The following is a 14473-nucleotide window of genomic DNA, read 5'->3' on the forward strand; positions in this document are numbered from 1 at the left end:
GAAGGTGGAGCCCGTCAAGGCCGAGCCCGTGAAGGCCGAGCCCCTGGTCGATGTCCGGGACCTGGTCGTCGACTTCCCCGTCGGCGACGGCCACGTCCGCGCCGTCGACGGCGTGGGCTTCACCCTGGAGGCCGGGCAGGCGCTCGGCATCGTCGGCGAGTCCGGCTCGGGCAAGAGCACCGTCGCGTACGGGCTGCTCGGGCTGCACCGCGGGACCGGCGCCCGGATCGGCGGCTCCGTCCGGGTCGCCGGCGTCGACGCCGTCACCGCCGAGGGCACGGAACTCCGGCGCCTGCGCGGCGGACTGGCCGCCATGGTGTTCCAGGACCCGCTCTCCGCGCTCGACCCGTACTACGCGGTCGGCGACCAGATCGCCGAGGTGGTGCGGGTCCACCGGGCCGTCTCCCGTCGGGCCGCCCGGGAACGGGCCGTCGAGGTGCTCGACCGCGTCGGCATCCCCGACGCGGCGCGGCGCTCGCGGTCGCGGCCCCACGAATTCAGCGGCGGCATGCGCCAGCGGGTGCTGATCGCGATGGCCCTGGCCTGCGAGCCACGGCTGCTGGTCGCCGACGAGCCGACGACCGCGCTGGACGTCACCGTCCAGGCCCAGATCCTCGACCTGCTGCACGAGTTGCGCGCGGAGACCGGGGCCGGGCTGGTCCTGGTCACCCACGACCTGGGCGTGGTCGCCGGGAGCGTCGACCGGGTGCTGGTGATGAAGGACGGCCGGGCCGTGGAACACGGTCCGGTCACCCAGGTGCTGGGCGCTCCGCGCGAGCCGTACACCCGCGCGCTGCTGTCGGCGGTGCCCCGGGTCGACGCACCCGGTGCTCCGGACGTCCGGGACGTTCAGGACGTTCAGGACGTCCAGGGCGCTCCGGCGGCTTCGTCCGGGGGAGAGGTCCTGCTCGAAGCCACCGACCTGCGCCGGGAGTTCGCCACCCGGGGCGGCCTCACCCGGCGCGCTGCCCCCGTCACCGCCGTGGACGGCGTCTCGCTCACCGTGCGGGCCGGCGAGACGCTGGGCATCGTCGGCGAGTCCGGTTCCGGGAAGACCACGCTCGGGCGGATGCTCGTCCGGCTGCTGGAGCCGACCGGCGGCCGGCTCCACTACCGCGGCCGCGACATCGGCGCGCTCGGGGAGAAGGAACTGCGCCCGCTCCGGCGGGAACTGCAGATGGTCTTCCAGGATCCGGTGTCCTCGCTCAACCCGCGCCGCTCCATCGGGGAGTCCGTCGCCGACCCGCTGCGCATCGCCGGCGAGGGCGACGAGCGCCGCATCCGCGCCCGGGTCGGCGAACTGCTCGAACGCGTGGGGCTCGACCCCGACTGGTACCACCGCTATCCGCACGAGTTCTCCGGCGGGCAGCGGCAGCGGGTCGGCATCGCCCGGGCGCTCGCGCCCCAGCCGCGACTGATCGTCTGCGACGAACCGGTCTCCGCGCTGGACGTCACCACCCAGGCCCAGGTGGTCGAACTGCTGGGCGAGTTGCAGCGCGACCTCGGCCTCGCGCTGGTCTTCATCGCCCACGACCTCGCCGTGGTCCGGCAGGTGAGCGACCGCGTCGCCGTGATGCGGGCCGGGCGGATCGTGGAACAGGGCGACGCCGACACCGTCTACGACGCGCCCCGGCACGCCTACACCAAGGGCCTGCTGGCCGCCGTACCCGTGCTCGACCCTGCCGAGGCGACCGCCCGGCGCCACGCCCGACTGGCCTCCGCCACCGCCTGAACCGGCCCTGCCACCGGCCCGCACCCCACGGGGTGCGGGCCGGTGGCGTCGCCGGAGCACTTCGTCGGGACCCGGGCCCCGGCGGGGCCGACCACCGTTCCGCGCGGCCGGCCGTCCAGGGCCGCTTGGGCCGCACCGGCCCGCCGTGGAGAATCACCCCCATGCGTATCCTGATCGTCACCACCGGCTCCCGCGGGGACGTCGCGCCGTTCACGGGCCTGGGCCGACGCCTGGTGGACGCCGGGCACCGGGTCGCCGTGGTCGCCCATCCGACCTTCACGACGTTGATCGAGTCCTGCGGCCTGGAGTACCGGCCGCTGCCCGGGGACCCGGAGGAGCTCATCCTCGCCAGGGCCCGCGCCACCTCCCCGGAGGAGACCCGCGCGCTGATGACCGCGTTCGTGGACGGGCTCGCCGACGGTGTGGCGGACGCCGTGGCAGGCGGAGCCGACCTGCTGCTCACCGCGTTCGCCCCGTCGCCGCTCAGCCTGACGGCGGGCGAGGCCTACGGCGTGCCCGTCCTCGGTACGTACCTCACGCCCGCCTTCGCCACCAGGGAGTTCCCGCTGCCCGGCCCGGCCGGCAGCGGGGACCTGGGTCCGGAGGGCAATCTCGCCGCCGGCCGGGAGCGACTCCGGAGCGCGGACCGGCTGTTCTCGGGTGCCGTGGCCCGGATGCGTGAGCGGCTCGGCCTTCCCGGTACGGCGTCACCGCCACCGCTCGGGCACACCCGTCCGGTCGTCCACGGCTACAGCCCACTGCTGCTGCCGCGCCCGGCGGACTGGCCGGCCCCGGTCGACGTGGCGGGTTTCTGGTGGCCCGCCCGGCCGTTGGACTGGCAGCCCCCGGCCGAGCTGCTCGACTTCCTCCAGGCCGGTCCGGCTCCGGTGTTCATCGGGTTCGGCAGCATGGCGCCGGGGGAGGGCGCGCGGCTGGGTGAGCTGGTGACGGCGGCGGTGCGGCAGGCGGGTGTGCGCGCGGTGGTCCAGGCGGGCTGGGCCGGGCTGGAGGCGGCGGGCGACGGCGTGCTCTCCGTCGGGGACCTGCCCCATGACTGGTTGTTCCCCCGCACGGCCGCCGTCGTCCACCATGCCGGAGCGGGCACCACCGGCGCCGCGCTACGCGCCGGGGTTCCCGCCGTACCGGTGCCCGTCATGGTCGACCAGCCGTTCTGGGCGGCACGGCTGCACGGGCTGGGAGTGGCCCCGGAGCCCGTGCCGTTCGCGGACCTGACCGCCGAACGCCTCGCCGCGGCGATCACGGCCGCTCTGACCGAGCCGGTCCGCCGTCGTGCGGCTGACGTTGCCGGGTTGATGGCCGCCGAGGACGGTGCCGGTGCCGTTCTCGCCCGCATCGCCCGCACCGTCGAGGACACCGGCCGCTGAGCCCCGCCTGAGCCCTGCCGTCCGTGGACGGCCCGGGCCCGGGCAGGGGCGGAGGAGACGGCAGAACCGACGCGGCGTAGGAGCCGATGGCGGGCCGGTCCTCCACCGGACCGTCCCGCCATCGAGTTCCCTGCCGCTTCGCGCCGCCCTCCCAAGCCTTGGCGGGAACGAGACTGTTAGAAGGCGGAGTTGGTGAACCAGAGGTCCAGCAGGGCTTCGTCTCCGGACGCGGTGATCTCGGGCGCCGAACGGTCGGTGCGGCCGTAGAGGAGGAGCAGGAGGTCGGCGGCGGAGGCCGAGACCGTGGCGTCGGCGTCTGCGCCGGCGTCGGTCGCGTCGCCGGCGACCAGGCCGAAGCCGTCGGGGCGCAGGTGGACCAGCCAGTCGCCGTTTCCGTCGGTGCGGGTGAAGCGGAGGGTGCGGTCCGCGGCGCGGAGCTTGGCCGTGTGCGGGGCGAAGAGGGTGGCGTGCGGCAGGTTGGTGAGGAACTCGGCCACGCCGTCCGCCGCGAGGTCCGGGTCGATCCCGGGCTTCAGCCCCAGCGCGAGTTCGGCGTCGACGCGGTGGACGAGGGTCTCGAAGAGCATCCGGCGCACCCAGAAGCGGGCGTGCTGGTCCGCGCCCCAGGCCCACATCGGGGCGTCGAGGTCGGTGTCGGTGAAGGTCGCGGCCGCTTCCGCACCGGCCTCGGTGAGCCAGGCCGGGTAGTCCTCCGTGCTCTCGGGGAGCTTGAGGTCGACGTCCCGGCTGGTGGGCGGTGCCTGGATGCGCTGCCGCAGCAGGACGGTGAACCAGCGCTGGACGCTGCCGGCGTGGCGGACGAGGTCGGTGAGGGTCCAGTCGGGGCAGGTGGGGACGGGAGTGGCTGGGTCGGCGGACCGTACGGCCGTGACGAACCGGTCGGTCTCGGCGGCCACGGCGTCGACGTGCTCGTTCGGGGTCATGGGTGGATGCTCCGGAGGGATTCAGAGTGACGGCGGGACCAGCGGTCCGGCGAGGGCGGGGGAGCGGTCTCGGCAGGGTCAGTGGGGTCAGCCGAGGGGCTTGTCGACGACGGCCTTGGTGTGGCTGAACGTGTCGATCGAGTACTCGCCGTGGTAGCGGCCCATGCCGCTCTCGCCGACGCCGCCGAACGGCAGGTCGGGCATCGCCAGGTGGGAGACCGGCAGCCCGAAGCTGAGCGCGCCGGAGGAGGTCTCCTCGGTCAGTCGCCGCTTGGTGTCCGCGGACTCGGTGAAGGCGTAGAGGGCGAGCGGCTTGTCGCGCTCGTTGATGAACGCGATCGCCGCGTCCAGGTCGGGCACGGGCAGGACGGGAAGGATCGGGCCGAAGATCTCGGCCTGCATCACGGGGGCGGTCGCGGGTACGTCGGCGAGGACGGTCGGGGCCAGGTAGCGCGTGGCACGGTCGTGCTCGCCGCCGATGACGGTCCGCCCGTCACCGAGCAGCGCGGTGAGCCGGTCGAAGTGGCGCTCGTTGACGATGCGTCCGTACTCCGTGTTCGCGGCCGGGTCCGCACCGCACAGTTCCCTTACGGCTTCGGCCAGTTCGCGTTCCAGGGCGGCCGCGGTGTCTCCGACGGCGAGGACGTAGTCGGGGGCGACGCAGGTCTGGCCGGCGTTGAGGAACTTGCCGCGGGCGATCCGCCGGGCCGTGACGGCGAGGTCGGCGTCGCGGTCGACCACGACCGGGCTCTTGCCGCCGAGTTCCAGGGTGACCGGGGTCAGGTGCTTGGCGGCGGCGGTCATGACGATCCGTCCGACGGCGCCGTTGCCCGTGTAGAAGATGTGGTCGAAGCGCTGCTCCAGCAGGGCGGTGGTCTCCGGGACGGCGCCTTCGACGACCGCGACGGCCTCCTCGCCGAGGTAGCGCGGCAGCAGCTCGGCGATGGCCGCGGAGGTCGCGGGGGCGAGTTCGCTGGGCTTGACGAGGGCGGTGTTGCCGGCGGCCAGGGCGCCGACCAGCGGAGCCAGCGCGAGCTGCAGCGGGTAGTTCCACGGGGCGATGATCAGCACGACGCCCAGCGGGTCGCGGACGACCCGGGCCTCGGCGGGGCGGAACACCTCCGGCACGGCGGCCGGCTTCGGGTCCAGCCACTCGGCCAGGTTGGCCACGGTGTGGTCGAGCTCGTTGAGGGTGAAGCCGATCTCGGTCCGGTAGGCCTCGGTTGCACTCTTGCCGAGGTCGGCGTGCAGAGCCTGCTGGAACACCTCGGCCTGCTCGGTGAGCAGGGTGCGCAGGGCGGACAGCTTGTCCAGGCGCCAGGCGAGCGGCCTGGTCCGGCCGGTGGAGAACTCGGCCCGCAGGCGGGCGACCACGGAAGGGATGGCGTCAGTCATGGGGGGTCTCACGGTCTTGAGGTGGGGAGACGGTGCTCGCGGGTAGAAATTTCACTACCTGAAGCAATGGTGACCCTAGAGATGAAAGGTTGAGTTTGTCAAGCATCCTCCTGTGGGCCGGATGGTCTGTCGGTCGGACGGTCTGTGGGCCGGACGGCGTCAGGGGCGGTAGTCGGTGAGGCTGTGGGCGGGCCGCCAGCCCTGGGCGCGGGCACAGGTGAGGTCGAGGACGACGCCGCGGGTGAGGAGGTCGACGGTGTAGGGGGTGAGGCCGGGCACCAGGGTGGTACGGGCGACCAGACGGACGAGGGGTGCGGGCAGGTGGGCGATCCGGGCGGGGCGGCGGTGGGCGGTGAGGATGTGACGCAGGGCCTCGTCGCGCCGGTAGGGGGCGGCGTCGGCGATGTTGTAGGCGCCGGGGGGCCAGGGCGCACTGCCGGTGAGGCCGAGGGCGGACAGGCAGGCGTCGGTGAGGTTGGCGACGGCGGTCAGACTGAGTGGAACGTCCCCGCCGGGCACCGGCAGCAGGCGGTGCCGGACACGGTCGAGCAGCTGTGGGAGGAGGTGCGGGTCTCCGGGGCCGTAGACGGCGCGGGGGCGCAGGACGACGGCACCGGCCGCGAGCGCGAGCCGGTCGGCGGCGGCCTTGGTGCGGCCGTAGGAGTTGAGGTGGCCGGCGGCGGTGGGGTGGTTCTCGGTGAGCGCGGCGGCGCTGGTGCGTGGGTCGTACACGCTGGCGCTGCTGACGTGGACGACGGGGCGGCCGGCGGCGGCGCGCAGGACGCGCTCGGTGCCGGTGACGTTGACGGTGCGCTGGTGGGCTTCGGCCGGGTGGCCCGCGGGCAGGTCGGCGACGGCGGCGGCGCAGTGGACGACGAGGTCGGCGCCGGTGAAGTCGGGGTCGTGCGCGGTGGCGTCCCAGCTGAGGTGGTGGCCGGCCGGTCCGGGGCGCCGGCCGTGGCAGGTGACGTCCAGGCCCAGGGAGACGGCGGTGCGGGCGAGGTGGGCGCCACAGAAGCCGGAGGCGCCGGTGATGGCGATGTGCATCAGAACCGTCCTCGGCGGAGGGTGAGTTCGGCGTAGCCGGGCAGGGCGGAGCGGCGGTCGACCCGGGCGCGGGTGACGACCGGGCGGTGCGGGGCCAACGCGAGGATTACGTCGGCGAGTTGGGCGCGGGCCAGGCCGGCGCCGGGGCAGGCGTGGGGGCCGGCGCCGAAGACGGCCTGGGTGGTGGTCGGATCCGGGTCCGGGGTCGAGCCCGGGTTCGGGTTCGCGGTGCGGTGGTGGGCGTGGGCGGCGTGCCGGGCGACCAGGATCAGCCGGTCGCCGCGGCGCACCCGGTGGCCGGCGAGGGTGGCGTCGGCGGCGGCCGCCCTGGGCAGCAACGGGGAGGGTGCGGTGAGGCGCAGCAGTTCGGCGGCCAGACGGGGTGCGCTGGTCGCGTCGACGGTGGTCCACAGCCGGGCGTCGGCGCACCAGGCGACGGCGCGGGGTACGGCCGCGAGGGTGGTGTTGACCGCGGCGACGGCGACCATGGCGTCGCGCGGATCGGGCAGCAGGCGAGTGAGGCGGGCCGCGGCGTCGACCGCCTCGGCCGCGGCGCGGCTGCGGCCCGGGCGCGGTCCGGGCAGGTGGTCGCGAGCGGTCGCGGCGGCCGCCTCGGCTGTGGCGTGGGCGAGTTGACGAGCCGGGACGCTCGCGCCGGTGAGGGCGACGGCAGTGGTCCCGGCCAGTTCCCGTACCAGATCGACGAGTTCGAGCTCCCCGGTGATCAGGTCAGGGACGTGCTCGGCGAGGACGGCGCGCCAGAGCGGGCGAATGCGGGCGCGGGCGGCGGTGTCGACTTCGGAGGCCAGCGCGCGGCGGGCGGCGCGGTGGTCGCCGCCGTCCTGGTCGAACAGCAGGCCGCCGTCGGTGAGTCGGGCGGCCGCGCCGCCGGTGGTGCCGGGTGCGGTGCGGTGCAGCGGGACGCGGGTGAGGGCCTCGTGGTAGGCGTCGGTGCCGTGCACCAGCAGGGTGCGGCCGAGCCGCAGGACCGGGCGGTGGCGGGTGGCGCAGAGCAGGGCGAAGAGCGCGGGGTGGCTCTGCAGGTAGACGCGTCGGTCGCGGCGGCGGGCCCGGCGGGAGGCGGCGGCCAGGGCTACGGCGTCCTGGGCAGCGGTGTCCAGGGAGGCGGCGGTCTCGGTGGTGGTCGCAGTGGTGGTGGTCGTGCGGTCGGACGGAATCACCGTGCCAACTCCCTTGCGCAGTAGGTGGATGCCGCGGACCGATCGGGCTTGCGGGAGCGGCCGGCGAGTGGGACGGTGCCGAACAGGACGGCGTCGGGGCGGGCGAAGCCCATGCGGTCGAGCGGCCCGCGCAGGGCGGTGCGCAGGTGCTGCGGGTCCGCCCCGGGCGCGGGCTGGACGAGGGCGACCAGCCGTTCGTCCCCGTTCCCGTCGGGGACACCGACCAGCACGACCAGTTCGACGCCGGGCACGTGCAGAGCCGGTTCGTACAGGCCCGGGTAGATGTTCTCGGCGCGGCGCAGCACCATGTCCTTGAGCCGGCCGGCGAGGACGATCCGTCCGTCGGGGGTGAGGGTGGCGCGGTCGCCGGTGCGGATCCAGGGGTCGGGTTCCTCGCCGAGGTAGCGGTGGCGGGCGCCGGGTCCGGTGAGCTGGAGTTCGCCGTCGTCGGCGAGCCGGGCCCGGACGCCGGGCAGCGGGTGGCCGACGAGGTCGCCGTTCCCGTCGTGAGCGCTCTTCTCGGCCTCCTCGACGGCGGCGGCGGGGAACAGTTCGGTGAGCGCGTAGACGCTCCACGCCTGGTCGGCGCCGGATTGCTTGACCCGGCGCAGCAGCGCGGCGTCGGCGGGGGCGGAGCCCGTCCAGACCCGGCCGGTGAAGCGGGCCCCGGTGGCGAGGGCGGCGCGCAGCTGCGGCGGGGTGAGGTAGGTGTGGGCGGGGGAGAGCCGGGCGAGCTGGCGGCCGATCGCGGCGGGGCGGCGGGCTGGCAGGACGACGGCCGCGCCGGCGGCGAGCGCCGGGACGAGGACGAAGAAGGTGCCGCCGAGGACGACCGTGCCCGGGCGGGGGCGGACCAGGTCGGCGACGGTGCGCAGACCGACGGCGAGGCCGGCGCGGGTGTGGACGACGGCGCGCGGTCGGGCGGTGGTGCCGGAGGTGAAGACGATCACCGCGTCCCCGCTGTCGCGGTCGTCGTCCGCGGACAGAGCGGACGGGGCGGACAGGGCGGGCGGGCCGACCGTCGGGGCAGGAGGAGCGGAGTTGTCCGCCGGACGCAGCCGGGGTGCGCAGCCGGGCAGGCGGCGGCCGACGGTGGCGACCGGCCCCAGTGCGGTGAGCTGGGGAAGTGCGAGGTCGGCGCGGTGGGCGAGCGGCCTCGCCCAGCCGGCGACGGCCTGGGCGGCGGCGTCGGCGAGGACGAGATCGGGGCGGGCCAGGGCGAGCCGGGCCGCGAGCACGTCAGGTCCGGCGCTCGGGTCGAGGACGGCGATGCGCAGGCCCAGCCGGTGGGCCGCGAGCATGACGGCCAATGCGTGTGGGCCGGGACGGACGGCTACGCCGACGGTCGCGCCGGGGCCGGGGTCGGGGCCGGGGCCGCCGGGTCCGAGCCCGCGGGCGTGCAGGGCGGCAGCGTAGAGGTCGGCGAGGTCGGCGAGGTCGCCCCGGCGGATCACCGGGCGGACGGTGCCCAGGGCGGTGTGGCGCAGGATGGCGGGCCGCTCCGGGTGGTCGGTGCGCAGGGCATGGGAGAGGCGGTCGAGCACGGCGGGCTGCTTTCAGGGAGCGGAGGTGGGCTGAGTGGGCGGGGCGAGGGCCTGGCGAGGCGGACGTCGGCCGGTTCACCGGGCGTCCGCCTTCGCTCGACCCGGGCAGGTTCGGTCGACCCCGACTGGTTCGGTTGACCCGGCCGGGGTCGACTCCGACCGGTTCACCGGACGTCGACGGGGCGCCGTCCGGCTCCGCGTTCCAGGTACCAGCGCGCGGTGCCCACCACGCCGTACGCGCGGATCCGGCGGGTGGAGTTCTGCACCACCATGTCGCGGCGGCGCACCACCGCCGTGGTGTGCCGGCGGACCTCGTTGAGGAACGCCCGGTCGGTGGGGGACGGCCGGCGGGGCATGCCGCCCACGGCCTGGTAGAGCTCGGCGGTGATCGCCATGTTGTTGCCCGCGTGCATCCGGTACGGCGTCAGGTAGCCGTGCCGGCGGTGGTGGGCGGGCCGGATCCGGCCGAAGAAGGCGCCGAGGGTGACCAGGAGCAGGAACACCGCGCGCCCGGCCGGTCCGTGTTCGTCGCGACGGGCGGTGACCCGGCCGCAGACCAGCCCGCCGCCCTCCAGCAGACCGGCCCGGGCGGCGGCGGTCCAGCCGGGTTCGGGCAGGCAGTCGGCGTCGGTACGGGCGAGCAGGGTGGCGCCGTGGGCGATGGCGTGGCGGAAGGCGGTGTCCACGGCGGAGCCGACGCCCTTCTCCGGCTCGACCACCACCTCGACCGGGAACGGCGCGCGGGCGGCGAACGCGCGGACGGTGGCGACGGTGCCGTCGGTGGAACCATTGTCGGCGACGAGGAGGGTGAACTCGCGGTCGCGTTGGGCGGCGAGGGCGCGCAGCACGCCGTCGATGCGGGCACGCTCCTGGTAGGCGGGGACCACCACCCACAGGTCGGTCCTCACGATGCCTCCCAGACCATGGTCATCAGGCTGACGCCGCCGCCGAGGCCGACCAGCAGGACCTTGTCGCCGGGCGCCAAGGTGTCTCGTATCCGGTCGAGTTGGACGCCCAGCGTGGCGCTGGCCATGTTGCCGAGCTCCGGCACGGTGAGCACCAGCCTCCGGGCCGGCGCCCCGGTCAGTTCGACGAAGCGGTCCAGGTACGGGAGCGTCACCTGGTGGACCAGGACGCGGGCGTAGTCGTCCCAGCCGAAGCCGGTACGGGCGGCGAGCCGGGCCAGAACGGCCGGGCCGATCGTCTCGAAGATGCCGCGCAGCTCCTTGCCGCCGCCGCGGAAGTAGCTGTGCTCGTCACCGCGCGGGTGCCGGGAGCCGCCGCCGGGGATTCCGCCGGCCTCCCAGTGCTCGGAGGCGGTGGCGGTCTCGACGTCGAGGATGCCGCCCCGCTCGACGGCCTCGACGACGACGGCCGCCCCGGCGTCGCCGAAGGTGTAGCCGGCGAAGCCGTCGCGGAACTCCGCAACGCTGGAAGGCGTACGGAGCATGGCCCGGCTGGGCGTCTCCCCGGTGACGACCAGGGCGCGGCGGGCGCGTCCGGCCAGGATCATCGCGCGGGCCAGGTCGATCCCGTTGAGGAAGCTGTTGCAGGCGTTGCTGACGTCCAACGCGTGGGCCCGGGTGCCGAGTTCGGCCTGCACGATGTGGGCGGTGGCGGGTTCGCAGACGTCCCGGGTGGCGGAGGCGAACAGCAGCAGGTCCACGTCCTCCGGGCGCAGCCCGCCGGAGTCGAGGGCGCGCCGGGCGGCGCCGACGGCCAGGGTGGAGGCGTACTCGTCGTCGGCGGCGAAGTGCCGGCTACGAATCCCGGTCGCCTTCTCGAACATCCGCTCCGGCAGGGCGAGTCGCCCGCCCGCGGCGATCTCGTCCTGGAGCTGCTGGGAGGTGAGCCGGCGGGCCGGCAGATGGGAGCCGACGGCGGTGATGCCGATCCGCTGTATCGCTGCTGATTGCATGCCCTCATGCTCCGGCGGCCACGGCCGCGCGGGCCTGAGTACGGGTACTCAGAGCGACGCGGCCGGCTACCCGATCATGTCTGTGCAGCCCGACGGTTGCCAGGGCCCGCCACCTGCCGAAAACCCACGAGCCGGCCTGGAGGGACCACCCCTCCAGGCCGGCTCATGCTGGTCACACTGGTCTGGAACGAACGATGACGTTCCGTCGACCTATCTCATGAGGAACTTCTCCGGCAACTGCCAGAGTTCGGCATCACCGAAGAGGTGGTTCAACCCGAGTAACGGCGGAAGAACTCTCGCTCTGGCCAGTCGTCTTCGAATGACTCGAGGAGGCGTTCGTAGAGGCGCCGCTTCGCGGTCTTCTTCTCGTGCCGCAGAAGTCCTTCGGCGCAGTCATGAATCTCCGCCCAGCGCAGATCATGCATACAGTATTGAAGGATCTCCAGGCTCCATGGATCGATGTCCTGCATGAGTGCCAGGAAGCGTTCGATCGTTCTCGGCCGGCATGCCTCGCCGACTTTGATGTGATCGGCCAGATCCTCGAGCAACGGTTCGACCTGGTCCACGCCGTCGGCGAGCCGTTGGGCCTTCAGCAGGAAGTCGATCTTGTCGAGGATCGCTCTGCATCCGCTGTCGTCAGCAATCAGGGAACGTGTATTCAACATACTTTCCTGTCGCCTCGAGCCCAACCTTGTTGAAGGCTTCGACGGCTGCGTTCTGAGCGTTGACCCCATGGGGCTTGTAGTGGCCGGATTTGTTGTTCACCTCTGTCATCCTCCCACTCTTGAAGCGGACCTCGCCAGCGGCCAGGACGTCGGCACCCTTGGTGAGGGCGATGTGGCCGTCCCCCTTGCCGATGAGCAGGGTCCCGTCGGCGAGAACCACATACACGTAGTTCCCCGTACGTTGGCCCACAGTGCCGGGCGTGAAGATCCTGGTCCAACCAGTCGTGTCCTTCGGCTCCAGATTCGAGAAGATGCTGGGGTCGGGCTCGCCGCTGCTCTGGACCGTGCGGAGCTGTCCAGCCAGGCTGCTCGTGCCGTCGGCCAGGAGTGCGGGGGCGCCGGCCGGGATGTTGTAGGTCTTGCAGACCCTGCGAACGTCATCGGCGTATATGGCCTCCGCTTCGATTTCTCGGAGCAGTGTTCGATCGATCGCAGCGTTGTTGCGCAGTGCTGCGAGTGCGGCTTCGGTGCCCACCCCGTTTGCCAGGGTGGCGCGGAACGCGGTTACTTGGTCGGCCACGGCGGTGAGCTTGCTGACCACGGCCTGGCTGTAGCCGTCGAGGGTTGCCTGGAGAGCGAGTTTGGCCTCTTCGATGCCGATGCCCGTCTCGACTGCGAAACGGAAGGCGACGATGCCCTTGGCGGCCTTCGAGAGGGTGCCGACCGGCAGGAAGATCGATGCCGCCCATGCGCAGGGCCCGTTCAGGCCGGGGTTGTTGAAGCACTTCACGAAGTCGCCCGTCAGGGCGTCGACGATCAGCTTGGAGGAGTCGCCCGTCACGCAGACGCCGTTGCCGCAGTACGCCTTGTAGTGCTTGGCGTACTCGAGGTACGACATCTCGTAGGTGGTCTCGTACTGCACGTTCTCGAGCGTCTTGGTGTCGAGCACGAGGGTGTCCCAGGTGCTGTACTTGCCCTTGCACGCCTCGACGCTGAGGCCCGGCTCGGGGCAGGTCTTCAGGACGTAGTCGACGGTGCCCGTCACCTTCACGGTCACCTTGACGTCGCAGACCTCGACTCCGGCGTCGTTCTTGTGCCAGGTCTTGCTGCCGCGCTTGAAGAGCCAGCCCAGGAAGGTGCCCGTGTCGTCCGCGATGCACTTGGTCATGTCGGTGCGGACGGGAACCTGGGTGACCCCGGGCCTGGGCTGGACCTCGACGAAGGACTCGCGGTAATTGTCGGGGTCGGTCGCCGTGGTGTCCTTCTGGATCTGGCTGGCTGCCGCTTCCGCCGCCTGCTTCTCCCACACCGCGTGCTGGGCTTCGACAGCGGCCTGGAAGGCCTGGTCCCGGCTGCGGCCGGCGGCAGCTGCCTCGGCGAGTGCCTGGTTGTAGGCGGCCTTGGCGGTGGCCGCGTACTGGCGGGCGCGCTTGGCGTAGCTCGCGGCGATGGCGGCGGAGGTGTCGGCGCTGCGGGAGGCGGCGGTGGCGCTGGCGGCGTTGGCGAGTGCCTGCTTGGCGTACTCCGCGGCCTGGGTGGCCGAGCCCTGCGCCTGGGTGGCGGATGCGGCGGCCTTGCTGGACCAGTCGGCGGCCTGGGTGGCGGAGTTCTGGGCCTGGGCCGCGTAGTTGGCGGCTTCGGCGGCGGCTCCGCGGGCGGTGGCGTAGGACTGGCCGGCTTCGGCGGCGTACTGGCGGGCCAGGGCCGCGGAGCCGTCGATGTCGGCGAGGTAGGCGTTGACGGTGGCCACGTGCATGGCCGAGAACGCATCACGCTGACGCGCCTGGAACAGACCGGACTGGAGGAACGGTTCGAGGCGCGCGGCGGGGCCGGAGAGCACGGCCTGGGCGGCGGCCTTGACCTCGGGGGTGGCGTTGGTCAGGGTCTGGGTGACCAGGACGCGGTTGTCCTCCTCGCGGGCGCGGTACTGGCCGGTGGCGAGGAAGGCACGGACGTCCTCGATGGTTCCGTCCAGGGCCTTGTTGGCAGCCGCCTTCACGCCCGGTCCGCCGGCGGCCATGATCTGCGACAGCAGCACCCGGTCGTCGTCGTCCTTGCCGGGGTACTGGCCGGTGGTGAGGAACGCCTTGACCTGCTCGGGGCTGCCGATGGCGGCGGTCTCGGCGGCGAGGCGCTGTTCGAGCTTGGCCGGGCCCATCGAGATGGCGAGGACGCTGACGCGGTTGTCGCGGTCGCGGGCCTCGGCGAGGCTCGTGTTCAGGAAGGCGAGGACCGAGTCGTCCGCTCCTTCGAGTGCGGCCTCCGAGGCTGCCACGGCCCAGGGCCCGCCGGTGTCGAGCAGGCGCAGAGCGGCCTGACGGCCCTTGTGGACAGCGGTCTTCGGGTCGACGCCGGGGGCTGTCGCATCGGTGATCAGCTGTTCGGTCTCCGCCGCGTAGCGGCTGGCCTTGCCCGCTTCCCAGGCGGCGGCGCGGGTCTTGAGGATGTCCTCACGGGTGGCGTCCTCGGCGGCGGCCATCTCTGCGGCCTGTTGGGCGTCGAGGCGTTCCTGGTCGGCGGCGCGGGCGATGTCGGCGACCTTGTGGGCCTGGGTCGCGGTGGCCGCGGCCGAGTCGGCGGCGGTCGCCGCGGCGGTGGCGGCGGCCTGGGCGGCGTCCGCCGATCCGGCGGAGCTGCCCGCGTGGCGGGCGGCCTCCTCGGC

General features: G+C 73.6%; 10 protein-coding genes and 1 pseudogene. 2 read left to right on the plus strand and 9 right to left on the minus strand.

Annotated features, from left to right (window positions below):
- The first annotated feature begins 28 nt into the window (after positions 1–28).
- A complete protein-coding gene (locus ABZ449_RS16725) occupies positions 29–1732 on the plus strand; it encodes an ABC transporter ATP-binding protein (RefSeq protein WP_360346173.1) in 1704 nt (567 codons plus the stop codon).
- Positions 1733–1893: 161 nt separating this feature from the next.
- Positions 1894–3117 carry a glycosyltransferase gene (locus ABZ449_RS16730; RefSeq protein WP_360346153.1) on the plus strand — a complete coding sequence of 408 codons (1224 nt, stop codon included), beginning with the start codon at positions 1894–1896 and terminating at the stop codon, positions 3115–3117.
- 176 nt (positions 3118–3293) lie between these two features.
- On the opposite strand, the gene ABZ449_RS16735 is transcribed toward ABZ449_RS16730, so the two are convergent.
- From ABZ449_RS16735 to ABZ449_RS16775, 9 genes and pseudogenes are all read right to left on the minus strand, one after another.
- On the minus strand, positions 3294–4061 hold the full coding sequence (locus ABZ449_RS16735; protein ID WP_360346155.1) for a maleylpyruvate isomerase family mycothiol-dependent enzyme: 768 nt from the start codon (positions 4059–4061) through the stop codon (positions 3294–3296).
- Between the two features lie 87 nt (positions 4062–4148).
- Positions 4149–5456 carry an aldehyde dehydrogenase family protein gene (locus ABZ449_RS16740; protein ID WP_360346157.1) on the minus strand — a complete coding sequence of 436 codons (1308 nt, stop codon included), beginning with the start codon at positions 5454–5456 and terminating at the stop codon, positions 4149–4151.
- 159 nt (positions 5457–5615) lie between these two features.
- A complete protein-coding gene (locus tag ABZ449_RS16745) occupies positions 5616–6503 on the minus strand; it encodes an NAD(P)-dependent oxidoreductase (protein WP_360346159.1) in 888 nt (295 codons plus the stop codon).
- Complete coding sequence (locus ABZ449_RS16750; protein WP_360346161.1) at positions 6503–7684, minus strand: cytochrome P450; 1182 nt, start codon at positions 7682–7684, stop codon at positions 6503–6505. Before ABZ449_RS16750 ends, ABZ449_RS16745 begins: the two co-directional genes overlap by 1 nt.
- Positions 7681–9228 carry a class I adenylate-forming enzyme family protein gene (locus ABZ449_RS16755; RefSeq protein WP_360346163.1) on the minus strand — a complete coding sequence of 516 codons (1548 nt, stop codon included), beginning with the start codon at positions 9226–9228 and terminating at the stop codon, positions 7681–7683. The genes ABZ449_RS16750 and ABZ449_RS16755 overlap by 4 nt, the downstream gene beginning before the upstream one ends.
- 164 nt (positions 9229–9392) lie before the next feature.
- Positions 9393–10136 (minus strand): glycosyltransferase family 2 protein, encoded by a 744-nt coding sequence (locus ABZ449_RS16760; RefSeq protein ID WP_360346165.1) that lies wholly within the window; start codon positions 10134–10136, stop codon positions 9393–9395.
- Entirely contained in the window at positions 10133–11146 is a 1014-nt protein-coding gene (locus tag ABZ449_RS16765) for a 3-oxoacyl-[acyl-carrier-protein] synthase III C-terminal domain-containing protein (protein WP_360346167.1), read from the minus strand. Before ABZ449_RS16765 ends, ABZ449_RS16760 begins: the two co-directional genes overlap by 4 nt.
- A 269-nt stretch (positions 11147–11415) precedes the next feature.
- Entirely contained in the window at positions 11416–11811 is a 396-nt protein-coding gene (locus tag ABZ449_RS16770; RefSeq protein WP_360346169.1) for a hypothetical protein, read from the minus strand.
- Positions 11783–14473, minus strand: a pseudogene (locus ABZ449_RS16775) (hypothetical protein); the annotation flags it as partial. The gene ABZ449_RS16770 and the pseudogene ABZ449_RS16775, both read right to left, overlap by 29 nt.

This window comes from Kitasatospora sp. NPDC005856 (assembly GCF_040629945.1).
GTDB lineage: Bacteria > Actinomycetota > Actinomycetes > Streptomycetales > Streptomycetaceae > Kitasatospora.